Source organism: Exiguobacterium sp. SH3S1, assembly GCF_004337105.1.
GTDB lineage: Bacteria > Bacillota > Bacilli > Exiguobacteriales > Exiguobacteriaceae > Exiguobacterium > Exiguobacterium aurantiacum_A.
On the sequence record NZ_SJUW01000004.1, the window covers coordinates 58,909 to 75,914 of the forward strand.

Sequence of the window (17,006 nt, forward strand, 5' to 3'; positions counted from 1 at the left end):
TTAAAATGTGCGCATCAAGTTCGCCATCTCGATTGCCGCCGTCGCTGCTTCCCAGCCTTTGTTCCCGGCTTTCGTGCCGGCCCGCTCGATCGCTTGTTCGATCGTCTCGGTCGTCAAGACACCGAAGATGACCGGCACTTCCGACTGGTAGCTCGCTTGGGCGACACCTTTTGCCGCTTCGCTGCAGACGTAGTCGAAGTGCGGCGTCGCCCCACGGATGACTGCGCCGAGCGTGATGACGGCGTCATACTTCTTGCTCATCGCCATTTTTTTAGCGACGAGTGGGAGTTCGAACGCGCCCGGGACGAACGCGATCTCGACGTCGTCTTGCTCGATGCCGTGGCGCTTCAACGCATCCTTCGCCCCGTCGAGCAAGCGCATCGTGATCAAATCGTTGAACCGTCCGACGACGATCCCGATTTTCAAGCCTTTACCAACCAAGTTACCTTCAAATGTATGCAACATTATTCTTCTCCTCCAAAATGATTCATTTTTTGTTGTTTCGTCAAGCGATAGCGTTCATTCTCGGCGTGCTCCCCGACGATGATCGGGACGCGTTCGACGACGGTGATGCCGCACGCCTCCAAGGCATCGACTTTCTCTGGGTTGTTCGTCATGAGCCGCACGTTCGTGACGCCGAGGTCACGCAGCATGCCCGCGCTCACCCGGTAGTCACGCAAGTCGGTATGCAACCCGAGCGCGACGTTCGCCTCGACCGTGTCGAGCCCTTGCTCCTGCAGTTCATACGCCTTCAATTTATTCAGTAAGCCGATGCCGCGCCCTTCTTGGCGCATGTAGAGCACGACGCCGCCCTCTTCTTCAATTTTAGCGAGTGACGCATCAAGTTGCGGACCGCAGTCGCAGCGGTAAGAGCCGAACACGTCACCGGTCAGACATTCCGAATGGATGCGGACGAGCGGTGCATGTTCAAGTTCGCCTTTGATGAGCGCGACGTGCTCTTCGCGGTCAAGGACGTTTCGATAACCGATCAGGCGAAACGTCCCTTTTGCCGAGGGGAGATTGACGTCCGCCTCTCGTTCGACGAGGTCCGCCTCCATATAGCGGACGAGCTCCTCGATCGTGATGAATTTCAAATCGTGCCGTTCCGCGACGTGGACCAGGTCCGGTACTCGAGCCATCTCGCCGTCTTCACGGATGATTTCGCAAATGACGGCGACCGGCTCACTCCCTGACAGTCGAGCCAAATCGACCGACGCTTCGGTGTGGCCGCGCCGCACCGAGACGCCACCTTTTTTCGCGATGAGCGGGAAGATGTGTCCCGGCCGTTGAAAATCGGCCGGACGCGCGTTCGCATTGGCCAGCTCGCGGACCGTGTGGGCCCGTTCGCTCGCCGAGATGCCCGTCGTCGAGTCGACATGGTCGACACTGACGGTGAACGCCGTCCCGTGTGGATCGGTGCTGTTGTCGACCATCGGCGACAAGTCGAGCCGAACGGCGACTTCTTCCGCCAGGGCAGCACAGACGAGCCCTTTCCCTTCCGTGATGAGGAAGTTCATCGTCTCGGCCGTCATCTTATCGGCGAGGACGACGAAATCACCTTCATTCTCCCGGTCCTCGTCATCGACGACGATGATCGGACGCCCCATTTTCAAATCTTCGATTGCTTGTTCGATTGTGTGAAACATCACCATCCCGCCTTTCCATATCCCATCGACGCAAGTGATTCGAGCGTCATGTCTTTTTGATTCACTAGCTTTTCCATATATTTAGCCAACATATCGCATTCCAAATTGACCTTATCCCCAGCCTGCTTCATCCCGAGCACCGTCTCACTGTACGTGTGCGGGATGAGCGACAGCGTGAAGCCGCGTTCAGTGACCTCATACACCGTCAAGCTCGTCCCGTCGACCGAGATCGAACCTTTAGGGACGATGAAACGGAGCAACGACGGCTCGCAACTAATATCGATATAGACCGCGTTCGCGAGCGGACGTTTCTTGACGATGCGACCGACCCCGTCGACGTGTCCCGAGACGAAGTGACCGCCGAAGCGACCGTTCGCCGGCATCGCCCGCTCGAGGTTGACGTCCGTTCCAGGGCGGACCCCATCTAGACTGGACGCTTTGAGCGTCTCCGGCATGACGTCGACGGCAAAACTCGTTTGATCAAACGCCGTCACGGTCAGGCAAATCCCGTTCACCGAGATGCTGTCGCCGAGCTTCACGTCTTCTAACACGATCTTGCCCGCGAGCGTGAGCCGTAGCGACGGCCCGTTCCGCTTCACGGCTTTCACACTGCCGATTTCTTCAACGATTCCCGTGAACATCGGACTCCCCCTTTCTCATGACGAGCTTGATGTCGGTACCGACCGTCTCGACCGAGCCGATCGCGAAGCGCTCGATCGCATCTAACGGTCCGGCTTGGCTCGAGCGATAGATGCCTCGGTTCCCACCGAACACGCGCGGTGACTGATACATGACCCATTCGTCGACGTATCGTCCGTCAAAGAGTGACGTCACGAGCGTCGGTCCCGCCTCGATGAGCAAACGGCCGACGCCGCGACCATGCAAGTCACGAAGGACGTTGTCGAGTGTCGAATAGTCGGCAAGCTCGACACCGTTTTGAGCGAGCTCGGTCCGTTTCACTTCATCTCCAGACAGCGTATAGACGAGCACCGGCACGTCTTTCGCGCTCCGAACGAGCTGACTCGAGAGCGGTAAGCGGAGCTCGCGGTCGAGGACGACCCGAAGCGGCTGACGTGTCGGCGTGTCGAGCCGGACGGTCAAGGCCGGGTCGTCGGCGAGCACGGTCCCGATTCCAGTCAAGACGGCATCGACCGTCGCCCGTAGTTCGTGGACGTCACGTCTCGCTTCAATGCCGGTCACCCACTGGCTCTCACCCGTGTCGAGCGCGACTTTCCCGTCTAGGCTCGTCGCCGTCTTCAATACGACGTACGGCCGTTTCGTCTCAAGCGAACGTAGGAACGCCGGATTGAGCGCACGGGCCTCGTTTTCGAGCAGACCGACTTCGACGTCGATCCCCGCCGCCTTCAAACGGGCGACACCTTTCCCTGCGACGAGCGGGTTCGGGTCTTCCATCGCGATGACGGCGCGCTTGATGCCCGACTCGACGATCAAGTCGGCACATGGCGGCGTCTTCCCGTAGTGCGAGCACGGCTCGAGCGTGACATAAATCGTCGCACCGTATGCGGACGCACCGGCCATGCGAATGGCGTGTACTTCGGCGTGCGGTTCACCGGCCTTCAAATGGGCACCGAATCCGACGACGCGACCGTCTTTGACGACGACGGCCCCGACGAGCGGGTTCACACCGGTCTGTCCGGCAGCGGACTTGGCCAATTGGATTGCTTGTTGCATGTACTGTTGCATCGTTCTCCCTCCTTGTTTCGTACAGACAAAAAGACCCTAAGGATGTCCTTAGGGTCTCGGCGGGAGGTCTCAGTCGTCATTGGTCGAGCCAAATAAACGTTTTCTTTACAGAAAAACGTACGACGAAGCGCAGGTCACGAGGACCTGTCTTTTTTCCTTCTCCCATCCAGACTATACTGTCGGCTCTAGAATCGCACTAGATCCACCGTTCGCACACGTGCGCCCGGGTCACGGACTTAAGGCTTGCGCCCATCACCGCCGGTTGGGAATTGCACCCGACCCCGAAGGAATATTTGTTTGTACTCCTTTACTTTAGCGCAAAAAAGAATCGAAGGCAAAAATAAAAGCGCAAAAAAAGCGCCACTCCGATGAGCAGCGCTTCCAATCAAGCCAAGAATAAGACGACGAGCAAACCGACGATCCAGCAATAGAACGAGAAGTACTTGAGCTCACCCTTCGCCATGATGTGCTGGAACCATTTGAGCGAGATGGCCGTCAGCGCGTACGAGGCGATGAACGCCAAGACGAGCGGACCGAACAGATCGCGCGTCGTCGGATCGGTGAACAATACCGGCCCGTCCAAGATCATCGTCCCGAGACTGACCGGGATGAACAAGAAGAACGAGAATCGGAGCGCCGACTCTTGTTTAATGCCGAGCAACATCGCCATGACGATCGTGGCACCCGAGCGGCTGATCCCTGGGATAAGCGCGACCGCTTGGGCGAGACCGATCAAGATGGCGTCACGTAACGTGATACCGCCGTCACCTTTACTCCCGCGCATGTTGCGGATGAACCAAAGTGCGACCCCGGTCAAGATCAACGTATAGCCGACCGTCGCGACGCCGCTGAGCGTCTCACCGATCCAATCGCCGAATAACACGCCGAGCACGCCGGCCGGTAAGGTCGCGACGAGCAAGAGACCGATGAACTTGACGTCGATCATCGTATCCTCGCTGCGGTCTTTCTTAAATAAGAACGTCCACAGACTGACGACGAGCCGGACGACGTCTTGGCGATAAATCGTCAAGACGGCGAGGAGCGACGCAAAGTTGACGAAAATCTCGAACGACAGCCCCGGTAATTCGATATTGAATAACTCTTGGAAGATGACCAAATGACCGCTCGACGAGATCGGGATCGGTTCCGTGAACCCTTGGACGAGACCAAGCAGCAAGTAAAATAACCATATTGTCATATCATAATATCCTCTTTTCTCAAATTCGCTCAATGCGGATATTTTAGCAGAACCACGGTTTCATTGACCACCATTTAAAATTTTTTCGTATATTTTGAAAACTTTTATTGATTAGTCTGAAAATTAAATTTATTATAGAAGGGTACTCAACTGGACAACGGCGATGACCCCATTGTCCAGTTGGGTACATTTTCGTATGAAACTCATATAATTTACCAAAAATAAAACTTTTTGTTTACAAATGAATCCATATAATATTAAATTTGTAATATGCCTGTTACCTTTTTTTTTAATCTTTTATCCAACTTTATACCTATCGAGTCCCATTTTTAACATAAAAAACTTACAAAAGCGCTTATAAATCGTAAAAACTATCCGATAGTATGATTGTAGAAGCACTTTCGTCATCATTGTCGGTTCAGATATGAGTCCATGGAAGGAGGAACCATCATTGAGTCAAACGCTATCCACTAATACTCATCATTTATCAACCGAACAGCAACGCATGATTCACTGTATTCGTTTGCTCGGGGATTTATTAAAGGAACGTCCTCGTCGCTCTGTCTATCGTCGCTTCGCGATGGAGCAAAACTGGCCGTCTCCCGAATCGATCATTCGACAGTTCGGATCATGGGCCGAGGCACTCGCCATCGCCGGCTATGAATGGCATGGGGAAATCGCCGTTGATTTACCCGATAAAATGCCAAAATATACACGCGACGATATCGTCGAGACGCTTGCCCTCTATTCACGGGACATGGGTTCGATCATCACGCTGAAGAAGTATCAAGAATGGCGGAAACTACACCCGAAAGCACCGAGCCATTACCACATCGTCAAGACGTTCGGTTCGTGGCATGATGCCTGCGCCGAAGCCGGTCTTGAGGCGAGCGTGACTTACTCGAAGTCAGAGTTGTCGAACGCTCTTCGAGAAGCGATTCATGAGATGGGCTTCTCTCTTTCATTCGAGGCGTACCGAGAATGGGCAAAACGCAACAACAAGCCATCTACGAAAGCGATCTTGCATCGTTACGGGTCTTGGTCCGCTGCCATCCATGCGGTCGAGTCCGATATATTCAGCCAGAAATCATAATCATTCATTCAAAAAGGAGAACCGTTTAACGGTCCTCCTTTTTTCATTGAATTCGTTCGGTCGATGTGTCCCGGTAATGGGCGACACGGTCGCGCCCGTTAAACTTCGCCCCGACGTACATCGCCCGGTCGGCATGCCGCAACACCGTATCGAGCTCTTCGTATTCATGAATCGTCTCGATGCCGATGCTCGCCGTCACTTGGACCCGGATTCCTTCCGTCCCGAACGGGTGTGACCGGAGCGCTTGCCGAATCTTCTCACCGGTCACAATCCCCGCCGCCTCGTTCGTCCTCGGGAACACGAAGACGAACTCTTCGCCGCCGTAACGCGTGACGAGGTCACTGCTCCGGACGAGCCGGTTGAACAGGACCCCCGCTTCAATCAACACTTCGTCACCGAACGCATGGCCGTACGTATCGTTAATCGATTTAAAATGGTCGAGGTCAACCAAGAAGACCGACAACGGATACGACGCGACGTCGTTCAATCGCTCTTTCGTCCAACGTTTCAACGCCCGCTGGTTCGGCAACCCGGTCAACGGATCGGTCAGACTCTCGTGCTGGAGCCGATCCCGTTCATCGATCCGCTCGAGTGACCACGATAGCGTCTTGAGCAAGCGGTGAATCTCGACCGCGAGCGCCTCATCATAGGCCCCGTTCGCCGTCGTCGAAATCATACAACTGACCGCGTTCGTCGTGCTCGTCACCGGTTGAATGACGAGCGCGGAATGATGTAGTTCGCTTTGGTTCGCCTGAAGCTCCGGATGCCACTCGTGGAGCGAATCGTACAGAAAGTACGGCTCACTCGCGTCACGGTGCCGCTCGAGCGTATACGCATCAGCGACCGCTTCCGCTTTCCGCCCCCGTACATCATAAAACGTCTGGTCCCCGTCTCGATTGATTTGAAGCCAACCACGCTCGACCTCGACGACTTCCCGTAAGCCGTTCCAAAATTTTTCAATTAACAGCGCTTCGCTGTCGACGCGATAGAGCTGTTCTTTCAACCGCTCGACTTGATCGATCTTCGATTGCGTTTCTTCTGTCTGTGTCGCTTTCGACAACCCCATCTTCAAGATCGACAAGAGCAGGAACGTCGCCATCAACCCGACATACCCGAACAGTTGGAACGCCTCGAGCGCGACCATCGTGAACAACAGCTCGAGCGAGATAACGAGCCAATCGAACCGTAACAGCCGCCACATGATCGGCAGCGGGATCCGCTCCCCGATCAAGAACCGGGACATGACGAAGCTAAAGCCGAGGACGAGATAAAGCACTCCGAAGAAACCGATCAGTGCCGCTCCCTGCTCAAGCAGGTGGACGGTTGACCCAATCTCACCGCCGAGCGAAAAGTAGACGAGACCCGGGATGACGAGAATCATCGCCTCGATCAGCGTGTTGAGCGGATAAAAGTGTAAGAAACGCCGGCGGCCGACTTTCCTGTTGAACGCCCGTGCCTGGAACGTCAACAACAGCAATTGCCCCATTAAAAGTGCCGGGACGAGCCCGTACAAGAAGAACGTCATGAAGACGAACAGCTCGTGGAATGTGAAGTGCAGGTGCCGCCGCTTTAACGGGTTCATGACGAACAAGGCACCGAGCGTGTAGATGAACCAGAAGAACGTCCAATCGAACGTTTCCATATCGGTCCACGTGTAATAGACGATCCCGATGAAGACGAGCGACCACGAAAGCCAGCTCCTTATGAGATACTTCCGAAACCGCATCGTCTCCCCCCTTTTCTTGTAACATTCCTTAACAGTATGAAGGGTTTCGGGGAAACATTCCAGTCGTTGTTTGAAAGTTGTGACAATGAAAAAACCGTGGCGCACGCCACGGTCTGTCCGTTATTTCGCTTTCAAATAAGAAATGCCGATCGAGCCGGACCCGGTGTGGGCCCCGAGCAGCGGCGCGAGCGTGTCGACGCGGATCGGCACCTTGTCGCCGAGTTCCTGTTTCCACGACTCCGCAAGCTCCGGCACGTTCCCGTGGAAAATCGAGACGTCCGTGCATTCGCCTGACTCGATCGCCGCCCGGATGACCTCGAACAAGTGGGCTTGCGCCTTTTTATACGTCCGTACGGTCTGATACGGGACGATGAGCCCGTCCTCGAAGCGGAGCACCGGCTTCAGCTGCAGCATGTTGCCGATGAGCGCTTTTGATTTCGAGATGCGTCCACCTTTTTGCATTTGCGTCAAATTTTGAATCGTCAGTTCGATCCGGACGTCCTCGACGCGCTGTTTCATGTACGCCTCGACGTCATCAAGGGCGTCTCCGCGCTCGACGCGCTCGATCAGTTCTTCGAGCAACAGACCCATCGTATAAATACCCGACCGTGAATCGATGGCGAGCAGCTTGAACTCGGCGATCTCGGCCCCTTGGATCGACGCCGAGTACGTGCCGCTCAAGTCAGACGACAGGTGGACGGCGATGCCCATGTCATACTTCGGCTTCAACTCTTCATACAGCGTGGCGAAATCCCCGATTGCCGGTTGGCTCGTCGAGACGCGCTCGCCGGCATCGATCCAGTCGTACACCGTCTCGGCGTCGACTTCGATGCCGTCTTTATAAGGTTGATCGCCCTTGACGACGTAAAGCGGGACGATATGGATGTCTGGGTGGTGTTTGATCGAATCTGGCAAGACGACCGTGCTGTCCGTGATGTAGGCAATTTTCATGTGAGCCTCTCCTTTAAAATCGTGATTAGTACCTGGTAGTATGATTTTATCACAGGTGAAACGGTTTCACTAATTTTTCAAAAAATGTACCCGTCTTCGTCAAACGTTCAAACCTCTAAGGTCCACAATCCACCCGAAACGGGTAAAAGATAACATGGACAAAGGAGGCGTTTTTTTATGATTCGAATCGAGAACGTCAATAAGATTTATAAGACCGGTGACATCGAGACGGCCGCCTTGAAAGACGTCGACTTGACGATCAGCGATGGGGCGTTCGTCGTCATCCTCGGACCGAGCGGCAGCGGCAAGAGTACACTCTTGAACGTCATCAGCGGGCTCGATACGGTCACGTCCGGGAACATCACGTTCGATGACACCGTCTTGACCGACCTGTCCCCGGAACAGATGACGGCGTTTCGGCGCGACCATCTCGGCTTCATCTTCCAACAATACAATTTGCTCCAAAACTTGACCGTCTACGAAAATATCCAGATCGGGGCCGACCTGTCGACGCAACCGCTCGGTATCGACGAGCTGTTAGAGCAGGTCGGGCTGTCGCCTTCGCGCGACAAGTACCCGTACCAACTGTCCGGCGGTGAGCAGCAGCGCGTCTCGGTCGCCCGGAGTCTCGCCAAAAACCCGTCGATCATCTTTTGCGATGAACCGACCGGCTCGCTCGACGAGGACAACTCGAAGAAAGTGCTCGAGCTGCTCGAACGATTGAACACGACGTACGGCAAGACCGTCGTCGTCATCACCCACAACACCGGCATCAGCGCCATGGCCGACGACGTCATCAAGATGAACTCGGGACGCATCGTCGAACTGACGCACAACCCGGTCCGACAAGCCGCGCAAGACATCGCTTGGGGTTAGGAGGTTTCGACCATGCTGTATAAAAACGTTTTGAAGACGCTCGTCGGCAAATGGATGCAGCTCGTCGCCATCGCCATCATCATCGTCATGAGCTCGCTCACCTATACGATGATGTTCTACGGCATCAGCGGGATCGAGGTCCCGACCGAGGACTATTTGGCGTCGTCGAACCAAGAGGATTTCGCCGTCGAGATGCTCAACCGCGTCACCGAGGACGAAGCGAACGACCCCGAAATCGCCTCCCACGTCGCCTCGGGCACATATACGCTCGCCGACTTGAAACAGGTCGACCCGAAACGCTTCGACGACTTGATCGGCGCCCGGATCGACGCGGTCGAATCCGTCATGCCCGAGGCGACAATCGAACTTCGCGAATCCAAACTGATCACTTATCCATTCGCGGGCAGTGAACATCGGGGGCTCGTCTTAAAAGAAACAATGACGATCAATCAGTCTTACCTCGAAGCGGGCTCGCGTCCGACGACGGACGACGAGGTCGCGCTCAACGCCAAATACGCCGAGAAGAACGGGATCGAGGTCGGTGACACGATCGACCTCGGCACGCCGTTCACGGTGAGCGGTTTCGTCTTGTTCCCGGACTATACGCTCCCGCTGTTCGATGAGAACTTCTTCAATCTCGACGCCGGGACGCAGACGCTCCTGCTCATGACGGACGAGGCGTATGAAGCGGTCGTCGGCACGGAATCGTTCCGGCTCGCAGGCGTCACGGACGGCGCGATCAACACCGTCGAGCTCCCGTTCGTCGTCTCGGTCATGGAGACGGAGAATATTATGCGCAGCGGGGCCATCTATAGTGAGATCTCGTCGGGGAAAGCGATGGCGCTCGGACTTAGCCTATTCATCGTCTCGATCGCCGTCATCATCGTCGCCATTCTCATCTCGAACATGCTCGAGACCGAACGTGGTCAGATCGGGCTGTTGAAAGCGATCGGCTACAACCGGCGCCAGATTTCAGCCCCCTACTTGGTGCTCATCTTGGTGTTCGCGACGCTCATGCTCGTCATCGGGTACTTCCTCGGCCTCTACTTCGCCGACCCGCTCAAAAACCTGTATCTCGACTTCTATCTGTTGCCATCGATCACGATCGCTCAAAACCCGCTCGTCTTTTTGACCGCCGTCTTCGTCCCGCTCGTCTTCTTCGGCATCGTCGCCGGTGCCGTCATCTACAAGCTCATGGGCGAGAGCGCGCTCGCACTGTTATCACCGCGCGACAACATATCGCTCAATCGGCTCAGCCGGCTCGTCAGCCGAATGCTAAGCCAGGCCAGCGGGAAAACGAAGTTCAAATATTTATACGCCGTCAAAAGCACGGGCAGCTTCATCATCTTCTTCCTCGGTATCTTGTTCTCGACATTGTTGATCGTGTTCGCACTCATGATGAACGGGGCCGTCGACCGGATGACGGTCGGCGGATTGAACGACGTCGACTATGCGTATGAGGCGTACGCGAACACGGAATCGCCGCCAATGCTCGCCGACGGTCAGGAACCGTTCCTCGCCTATCCGTTCGCGTTCGTCGATGATCAACTCGTCACCCTTAAAGGCTTGAGCGACGACAACACGCTCTACCGGTTGCAAGACCGGGACGGGAACGAATTGACCCCTGCAACCGATGGCGTCATCGTCACCGAACCGCTCGCCTTAAAACAGAGTTTTGACGTCGGCGACACGATCGATGTCGAGCTCGACGGGGAGACGTTATCGTACCCGATCCTCGGCATCGCCGACGACTTCACGGGTGACGTCGTCTATTTACCAATTGAAATGCTCAGCAACGAGCTGACAGACGGCGCCTCGAGCGACTTGTTCAACGGCGTCTACGCCAGTGAACGGCCGGACGAGTCGGTGTATCCGACGATTCTGTCGCGCGACGGTTTGATCGAACAGTCCGAGTCGATCAACGAATATATGAATTTGATGATGAACGTCATGATCGGCGGCTCCGCCTTGATCGCCTTCAGCATCTTGTTCGTCTTGACCGCGCTCACGGTCGAGAAGAACTATTACGTCATCTCGCTCCTCAAAGTGATGGGGTATAATCGACGTGAGGTCCGCTCGATGATTCTTGACAGCTACTTCGTCTACGCACTCATCTCGGCACTCCTGAGCATCCCGATCGCCCTCGTCGTCCTCCGGATAATCATCGTCGTCTTCGCCGAGGACTACGGGCTCGTCTTGCCGCTCGAGTTTGAATGGATATACGTGCTCTATACGGTCGGGGCCGTCACGCTCTTGTTCTTCGTCAGCACGTTCATCAGCCGGCGCAAGATCGATCAAATCCCGCTCCAAGAAGTGTTGAAGACGTATCAAGAATAATTTTGCTCGAAATAGGGCATAATAAGAGAAGAGACTAGGCCTCTCGCTTGAGGGGCCTAACTATTTGCAGAAGAGGATGATTCTAATGAACCGTACACAAGTATTGCTCGCCATCCCAGGAAACTGGCCATCGGCCGAGGCCGTGAGCGAAAAAATCAGTTTACATAGCGAAGGCTATACGATGGCCGGTCTGTTGCTGTTAGAAGACGAGACCGGAAAAGCGTTCACCGTCGAAGTCGTCGAACGCGACCCGGCGCTCGCCGAGGCGATGATTCACGCCAGCACGAGCGGCTTCACACCGAAAATCGCCAAAGGACTCACGCGCCACACGCATATCGTCTATTTGATCGGCGACGTCAATGATGTGACAGACATCGCCGCGGCCCGTCGCGGGGCGAACGCCCTGTTGAACGCCGGCGGACTCGGTGTCATGGTCGAGACGGCAGGCGTCGCTTATTCGAAAGACGAATGGCAAGCGTCGAAAGAAGAAGACCTCGCCCTCGACTACTCGCTCCTCACCGCCATCACGGAAGAAGAGACGGCGTACGTATCGTGGGGCATGAAAGCGTTCGGCCATGCCGACGTCGCCGTACCAGAAACGCTCGAGATCGAAGACGCGATCCACGTCATCCATTCGTTCAACTTCCATTTGATCGCAGGCGGATCGATGTTCGGTGATGGCGACAGCTTCACGTTCGAGGACGGCAAGACGTTCACGGTCGAGATGGGCGAAGACGAGCGCACATCAATCGACAACTTGCTCCATAACCCGTTCGGCTTGATCTATCTCGTACCACAAATTGCAGAATAACATGTCAATCGATTAATTTGGACCCACATCCAGATTGATCGATTTTTTGATATCGCTCGTCCTTCCGGCACCCACGCTTTCCGCAGGCAATCCCGGAGCCGCATCGCGACTCGCGTCGCTGCTGGGTCTCCGTCGGATTGCTTTCCTGCAGGAGTCGGGGCGCCATCGGACGAGCAACAAAAAGGTACTGTTCGAAAACTAATCGAACAGCTAATAGCCGAACGGAAAATCATCCGTGTCGGAAACGGTCCATCCACTCGCTACCAGCCCCTAAAGTAAACAAGAGCTCACAGATCATTCGTCTGTGAGCTCTTGTTGTTTCGGCATGTCGAGCGGCAAAAAGTAATGGTCGCACCCTTCCTAACCTCACTAATTTTACCTAAATCATCACGACAATCAAAAAAATCCACAGACACACGTCTGTGGATTTACTTTCTCATCTCTTGGAGCCGTTCGAGCTGGTGGGTCAGCTCGCCGATCGGCACGAACCGGGCCCGGCGGAGCATCTCTTTGCCGTCGATAAAAAACAAGACGACCGGTACGGTGAAAATCGAGTAGGCGCCAGCGATATCCGGCACTTCATCCGAATCAACCGCGACCGCCTCGATGTCGGGAAAATCAACGAGCATCTCCTCGACTTGCGGCTTGAGCGAGTGACAGACGCTGCATCCCGGGTGCGAGACATAGACGAGCAACTGCTCCGCATCCGCGACCCGCTCTTTCAATGTCGTCAGTGCCTTCACTGCTTCCATGCTGTCTCCCCCTTTCAACTTAAGCGTCGAGCCAAAGCACACCGACCGTCTCAAAGCCGGCATGGACCGCAATCGACGGACAGAAACGTGTCTTCACGACCTCAACCTCCGGCAATTTCGCTTGGATGAGGGCGACGAGGTTGTCTTGCATCTCTGGCGCGAGCGCCGTCTGGACGAAGACGCGGTTGTTATAGATCCCGTTCGCCGCATGAAGACGTTCGAGTTCGGTGACCATCTCAGCGTACGCTTTTTTGATTGAACGCACTTTCTTGAACGGGATGACTTTCCCGGATTCGTCGAGCGTGATGATCGGTTTGATGTTCAAGATGTTCGCGAGGAACATCTCACCTGATGACACACGTCCGCCCCGGCGCATCGTCTCCATGTTCCCGATGATCATGAAGAAGTTTTTCTTGTCACGCCACGCTTCGAGAAGAGCAACGATCTCCTCGACCGACTTGCCTTCCTTCTCGGCAGCGAGACCGAGACGGACGAGCTCTTGCTGCGCCTCGAGCGCCGCGTGCGAGTCGACCGTATAAACTTTAAACCCAGCCGCCTCAGCCGCTGCGCTCGAGTTTTTGACGGTGCTGCTCAATCCGTTCGAACAGTGGACGGCGATGGCGCAATCGTACCCTTCTTCTTTTAAGCGTTCGTAACGCGAGATGAAGTCACCAAAAATCGGTTGCGACGTCTTCGCTTCTTTCTTTTGGTCAATCATGTAGCGGTGCAAGTCCTCAATCGAGAGGTCGACTTCACTGTAGCCGCTCCCATCGACGATCAATTGGATCGGGACGATCTCGACGCCGAGCTGGGCGGCCTCCTCTTTCGAGAAGTTGGCCATACTATCGGTGATCCATGCAATTTTTGTCATAACAAATAGTCCTCCAGTAGTCGTTCAATTTTTTCCTCTTTCATTATAACCCATTTTCCCCGCCACTTCCCCGAAGAAAAAAGCAGAACGATTGCGGAATCGCCCTGCTCCCGTTCATTTTGTCGAAATCAGCTTTGTATGGGCGAACTCATCGTGCGGCAGTTCGAGGTCTTTATTCGACTTCATCTGTTGAAGTGCACGAAGAAGTGGTAGACCGAGCGTCGCCGGATAGACGACGTCCTTGTAGAGCGTCCGTTTCATGACTTGTTCGAGCGTTAGCGGCCGGCCGTCTTGGCTCACGACTTTAATCCCGACGATTTTGTCGCCGATCGTCTGCCCGTCCCGGTTGAGCAAGAAGTAGGCTTCTCCTGCGATGGAGACGATTGTCGGTAAGTAATAATGCTTCACTTCTTTATCCGGCCAGATTTTTTTACGGATCGTCTTCTCGACGAGTTTCGCGGGTGCTTCTAATAGGATTTTATCGATTCGACTAGCTACAGCGCGTTTCCAGATTGGGACTGCCACGTTCATCATCCTTTCGTTTCGTTTCCTAGCCTTTAGATTCCTCTTTTGGCTTGGCTTGAAACGCTGAAAACGGACAACCCGACCGCGCGAACAAGTTCGGCGTCACAATCTTGTCATCATAGTGCCGATGAAAGACGTGGGTCGAGGCCGGTGACAGCGGCGGGATGAGCCAACTCCACTGCCCGGTCACGTCACGCCCGGCGTCCGTCTCATTTTTCTCGAACCGTTTAAACTGTTTCGCCGCTGTATGATGGTCGACGATCGTCACGCCGGCGCGCTCGAACGATTGCAAGACGGCGACGTTCAGCTCGACGAGGGCGCGGTCACGCCAGAGCGTCCGCTCTTTTGTCGTATCGAGACCGAGTGATACCCCGACGAGCGGGAGCAGGTTGTAGCGCTCGACGTCGGCGAGGTTGCGCGCCCCGATCTCTGTCTCCATGTACCACCCGTTGAACGGGACCGATGTGAAGCGGTGTCCACCGATCTCAAGCTCCATGTCAGCGATGGCCGGGACGGCGTGCCACTTGACGTCACGTCCCCCGAACAAATCGACGTCGTCATGACGAATGTCGACCTCGAGCACGGCGTCGGCCGGCAGTTCATACATGCGGATCTCGTTCCCGTCTGTAAGCAAGAGCGGTAACAGATCGAAAGCAGTACCGGCCCCGACCCACCCAAAACGCATCGCTTGTCTCGTCATCGACAGCGATAGCGGGTCACCGACGATGCCGTCTGTCGTCTCGTACGCCGCATAACGGATGAGTTGCGTGTTCAAAATCCGAAAATGGTTCGGGAGGACGGTCATCGTCGAGCGAATCTTTCCGCCGTTCGTCGCGTAGCGAAGATGGGCGACGATTGCTTCAAACACGTCATCAAACGTTTCCACGTCACGCGCGTCATGGACGGTGAGTGTCTGCCAAAACAAGCGGCCGATGCAGCGGTTCGAGTTGCGCCATGCGAGTTTTGCCCCGGACGCCAATTCGTCCGTCGTGAGCGTGTACGTCCCGGTCCGCTCGATTTCGGCTTCGATCTCCCGTAACCGTTCGGTATGCTCCCCTTCAAGTTGTGAGAAAAAGTGGCGGGCTGCCTGTAGTCGATCCATCGTTTCTGTCTCCTCTTCTAATCTGTCCCTTCCATCTTAGAGAAAACTGCGTCCCGTTTCTAGTTTTAGAGCGCACAAAAAGCGAGCCGGCAAATCCGGCTCGCTCAGGCCACACTAAACCAACTATTTGAAGGTTACCAATGACCCCAGCATTAGAACCGGTTTTGTTATATGCCTGCCATACAAATTTCGAACAATAGTTACTTGAAACAGAATTAAGACCTGTCGAAAAATAATAATACGAAACCTTACTGATATTGTTTACAGCCCAAGTGCCAGCTTTTACAGCTACTGTAGTATTTGCATGACGATAAATACGAACTTCTCCACCACTTTGATTTGAACGGTGTTGAGACAAAGTACGAGTTTTTCTAGGTGCTGTATCGAAAGGAAGAACTTCTATTATTCGAAACTAATACATCACCCGACTTCACAACAATGGTACTATTCGGGTATCTAACTGTGTCGCCTGAGTTAGGAACAGCGTATGTAAGACCGCCTGGATTTTTTACTCCGATATCAAATATATTTCGCGAATCGACAGCAGGCTTCATCAATAAATTCTTCAGAAACAAGGTTTTCATGATTATCGGCTGGATATGGATCATCACCTTCTGCTTTCGTACTTAAGGGGTTTAAAACTAAACCAAAAATCAATAGCAACGAAAAAACTCTATTTACCTAAAAAAGGAAGGTTGCCTTATATGACATCTAAAAAACCTTTGCCAAAGTTCCAAATATTTTTTGCTTTATTGACTTTAGGAGGCCTACTATTTCTTTTCAACGAGATACATCAGCGAGAAGTTATTTTAAACGAAACATTAGAAAACAACTTTTCGATAGAAAAAAATGCCTATGATGTTGAGTACGGAATTAATCAATTTGGATACTTATATCGTTTGAAATTCAAAGACGAGAAAAGAGTCGACTATGAATTCTTCGTCAAAAAAAATAAAGAAAAAGAATACGTTGTAACCTATTACGGTCATAATTCCAAAGGAGACTCGCCTTTAAAAGAAGATGAATTCACAACCTTGAACGAAGGATACTAATTTTCAATAGGAGGTCAAGAGATGCATTTTTGACTGCATCTCTTGACCTCCTATTTTCTTTTTTTACGTATGTTGGATAGGCTACAATCAGTTGGATATAAAAGTAGAGGTCGATTAGCCTGAAACAACTCATCCATACGAGGAGAACATCAGACATGCCAAAAAGAGCGCACCGCACCTATACAGATAAATTCAAAGCACAAGTCGTCTAGCTTTATTTCAACGGAAAGCCAAGGATTGATATCATCCGAGAGTATGACCTGTCACCGTCAGCCCTGGGCCGCTGGATCAATCAGAGCCGTGCGACCGTTTGCGTTGCTCGTCCGGCGGCGCCCCGACTCCTGCAGGAGAGCAATCCAACG

16 protein-coding genes, 1 pseudogene and 1 riboswitch are annotated in these 17,006 nt (G+C 53.9%); of the genes and pseudogenes, 6 read left to right on the forward strand and 11 right to left on the reverse strand.

Features of this window, described 5'->3' with window-relative positions; all coding sequences use genetic code 11:
- The 5 genes from ribH to EVJ26_RS06025 form a co-directional block, all read right to left on the reverse strand.
- Positions 1-465, reverse strand: coding sequence for a 6,7-dimethyl-8-ribityllumazine synthase (ribH, locus tag EVJ26_RS06005; protein ID WP_070328590.1), 465 nt, complete (start codon positions 463-465; stop codon positions 1-3).
- Positions 465-1,646 carry a bifunctional 3,4-dihydroxy-2-butanone-4-phosphate synthase/GTP cyclohydrolase II gene (locus EVJ26_RS06010; RefSeq protein WP_131470069.1) on the reverse strand — a complete coding sequence of 394 codons (1,182 nt, stop codon included), beginning with the start codon at positions 1,644-1,646 and terminating at the stop codon, positions 465-467. The genes ribH and EVJ26_RS06010 overlap by 1 nt, the downstream gene beginning before the upstream one ends.
- Positions 1,646-2,287 (reverse strand): riboflavin synthase, encoded by a 642-nt coding sequence (gene ribE, locus EVJ26_RS06015; RefSeq protein ID WP_070328588.1) that lies wholly within the window; start codon positions 2,285-2,287, stop codon positions 1,646-1,648. Before ribE ends, EVJ26_RS06010 begins: the two co-directional genes overlap by 1 nt.
- The gene (gene ribD / locus EVJ26_RS06020; RefSeq protein ID WP_131470070.1) at positions 2,268-3,350 is read right to left on the reverse strand and encodes a bifunctional diaminohydroxyphosphoribosylaminopyrimidine deaminase/5-amino-6-(5-phosphoribosylamino)uracil reductase RibD; all 1,083 of its coding nucleotides are present in this window, start codon (positions 3,348-3,350) and stop codon (positions 2,268-2,270) included. Before ribD ends, ribE begins: the two co-directional genes overlap by 20 nt.
- Before the next feature lie 150 nt (positions 3,351-3,500).
- Positions 3,501-3,643: riboswitch (FMN riboswitch) on the reverse strand.
- A gap of 92 nt (positions 3,644-3,735) precedes the next feature.
- A complete protein-coding gene (locus EVJ26_RS06025; protein ID WP_131469215.1) occupies positions 3,736-4,548 on the reverse strand; it encodes an undecaprenyl-diphosphate phosphatase in 813 nt (270 codons plus the stop codon).
- Positions 4,549-4,999: 451 nt separating this feature from the next.
- Here EVJ26_RS06025 and EVJ26_RS06030 point away from each other — a divergent pair, with 451 nt between their 5' ends.
- On the forward strand, positions 5,000-5,641 hold the full coding sequence (locus EVJ26_RS06030) for a homing endonuclease associated repeat-containing protein (RefSeq protein ID WP_236634064.1): 642 nt from the start codon (positions 5,000-5,002) through the stop codon (positions 5,639-5,641).
- 43 nt (positions 5,642-5,684) lie between these two features.
- Here EVJ26_RS06030 and EVJ26_RS06035 read toward each other — a convergent pair whose 3' ends face one another.
- Positions 5,685-7,367 carry a GGDEF domain-containing protein gene (locus tag EVJ26_RS06035; protein ID WP_131470071.1) on the reverse strand — a complete coding sequence of 561 codons (1,683 nt, stop codon included), beginning with the start codon at positions 7,365-7,367 and terminating at the stop codon, positions 5,685-5,687.
- Positions 7,368-7,487: 120 nt separating this feature from the next.
- Positions 7,488-8,318 carry a DegV family protein gene (locus EVJ26_RS06040; protein ID WP_131456537.1) on the reverse strand — a complete coding sequence of 277 codons (831 nt, stop codon included), beginning with the start codon at positions 8,316-8,318 and terminating at the stop codon, positions 7,488-7,490.
- Positions 8,319-8,495: 177 nt separating this feature from the next.
- Between EVJ26_RS06040 and EVJ26_RS06045 the strand changes: the two genes are divergently transcribed.
- From EVJ26_RS06045 to EVJ26_RS06055, 3 genes are all read left to right on the forward strand, one after another.
- The gene (locus EVJ26_RS06045) at positions 8,496-9,194 is read left to right on the forward strand and encodes an ABC transporter ATP-binding protein (protein WP_131469219.1); all 699 of its coding nucleotides are present in this window, start codon (positions 8,496-8,498) and stop codon (positions 9,192-9,194) included.
- A gap of 12 nt (positions 9,195-9,206) precedes the next feature.
- Positions 9,207-11,531 carry an ABC transporter permease gene (locus EVJ26_RS06050; RefSeq protein ID WP_131456533.1) on the forward strand — a complete coding sequence of 775 codons (2,325 nt, stop codon included), beginning with the start codon at positions 9,207-9,209 and terminating at the stop codon, positions 11,529-11,531.
- 85 nt (positions 11,532-11,616) lie between these two features.
- A complete protein-coding gene (locus EVJ26_RS06055; RefSeq protein ID WP_233589709.1) occupies positions 11,617-12,342 on the forward strand; it encodes a DUF4261 domain-containing protein in 726 nt (241 codons plus the stop codon).
- A 428-nt stretch (positions 12,343-12,770) separates the two neighbouring features.
- Here EVJ26_RS06055 and EVJ26_RS06060 read toward each other — a convergent pair whose 3' ends face one another.
- The 4 genes from EVJ26_RS06060 to EVJ26_RS06075 form a co-directional block, all read right to left on the reverse strand.
- Positions 12,771-13,094: a thioredoxin family protein gene (locus EVJ26_RS06060; protein ID WP_070328566.1), complete on the reverse strand. Its 324-nt coding sequence runs from the start codon at positions 13,092-13,094 to the stop codon at positions 12,771-12,773.
- Between the two features lie 19 nt (positions 13,095-13,113).
- Positions 13,114-13,965, reverse strand: a complete 852-nt coding sequence (locus EVJ26_RS06065) for a DegV family protein (protein WP_131470072.1) — start codon at positions 13,963-13,965, stop codon at positions 13,114-13,116.
- Between the two features lie 114 nt (positions 13,966-14,079).
- A complete protein-coding gene (locus EVJ26_RS06070) occupies positions 14,080-14,496 on the reverse strand; it encodes an RDD family protein (protein WP_236633340.1) in 417 nt (138 codons plus the stop codon).
- A 19-nt stretch (positions 14,497-14,515) separates the two neighbouring features.
- Positions 14,516-15,592 carry a nitric oxide synthase oxygenase gene (locus EVJ26_RS06075; RefSeq protein WP_131470073.1) on the reverse strand — a complete coding sequence of 359 codons (1,077 nt, stop codon included), beginning with the start codon at positions 15,590-15,592 and terminating at the stop codon, positions 14,516-14,518.
- Positions 15,593-16,296: 704 nt separating this feature from the next.
- Here EVJ26_RS06075 and EVJ26_RS06080 point away from each other — a divergent pair.
- Together EVJ26_RS06080 and EVJ26_RS14580 are read left to right on the forward strand one after the other, a co-directional pair.
- On the forward strand, positions 16,297-16,644 hold the full coding sequence (locus tag EVJ26_RS06080) for a hypothetical protein (RefSeq protein WP_131444048.1): 348 nt from the start codon (positions 16,297-16,299) through the stop codon (positions 16,642-16,644).
- A gap of 155 nt (positions 16,645-16,799) precedes the next feature.
- Positions 16,800-16,952: pseudogene (locus EVJ26_RS14580) on the forward strand (transposase); the annotation flags it as partial.
- Between the last annotated feature and the right edge of the window lie 54 nt (positions 16,953-17,006).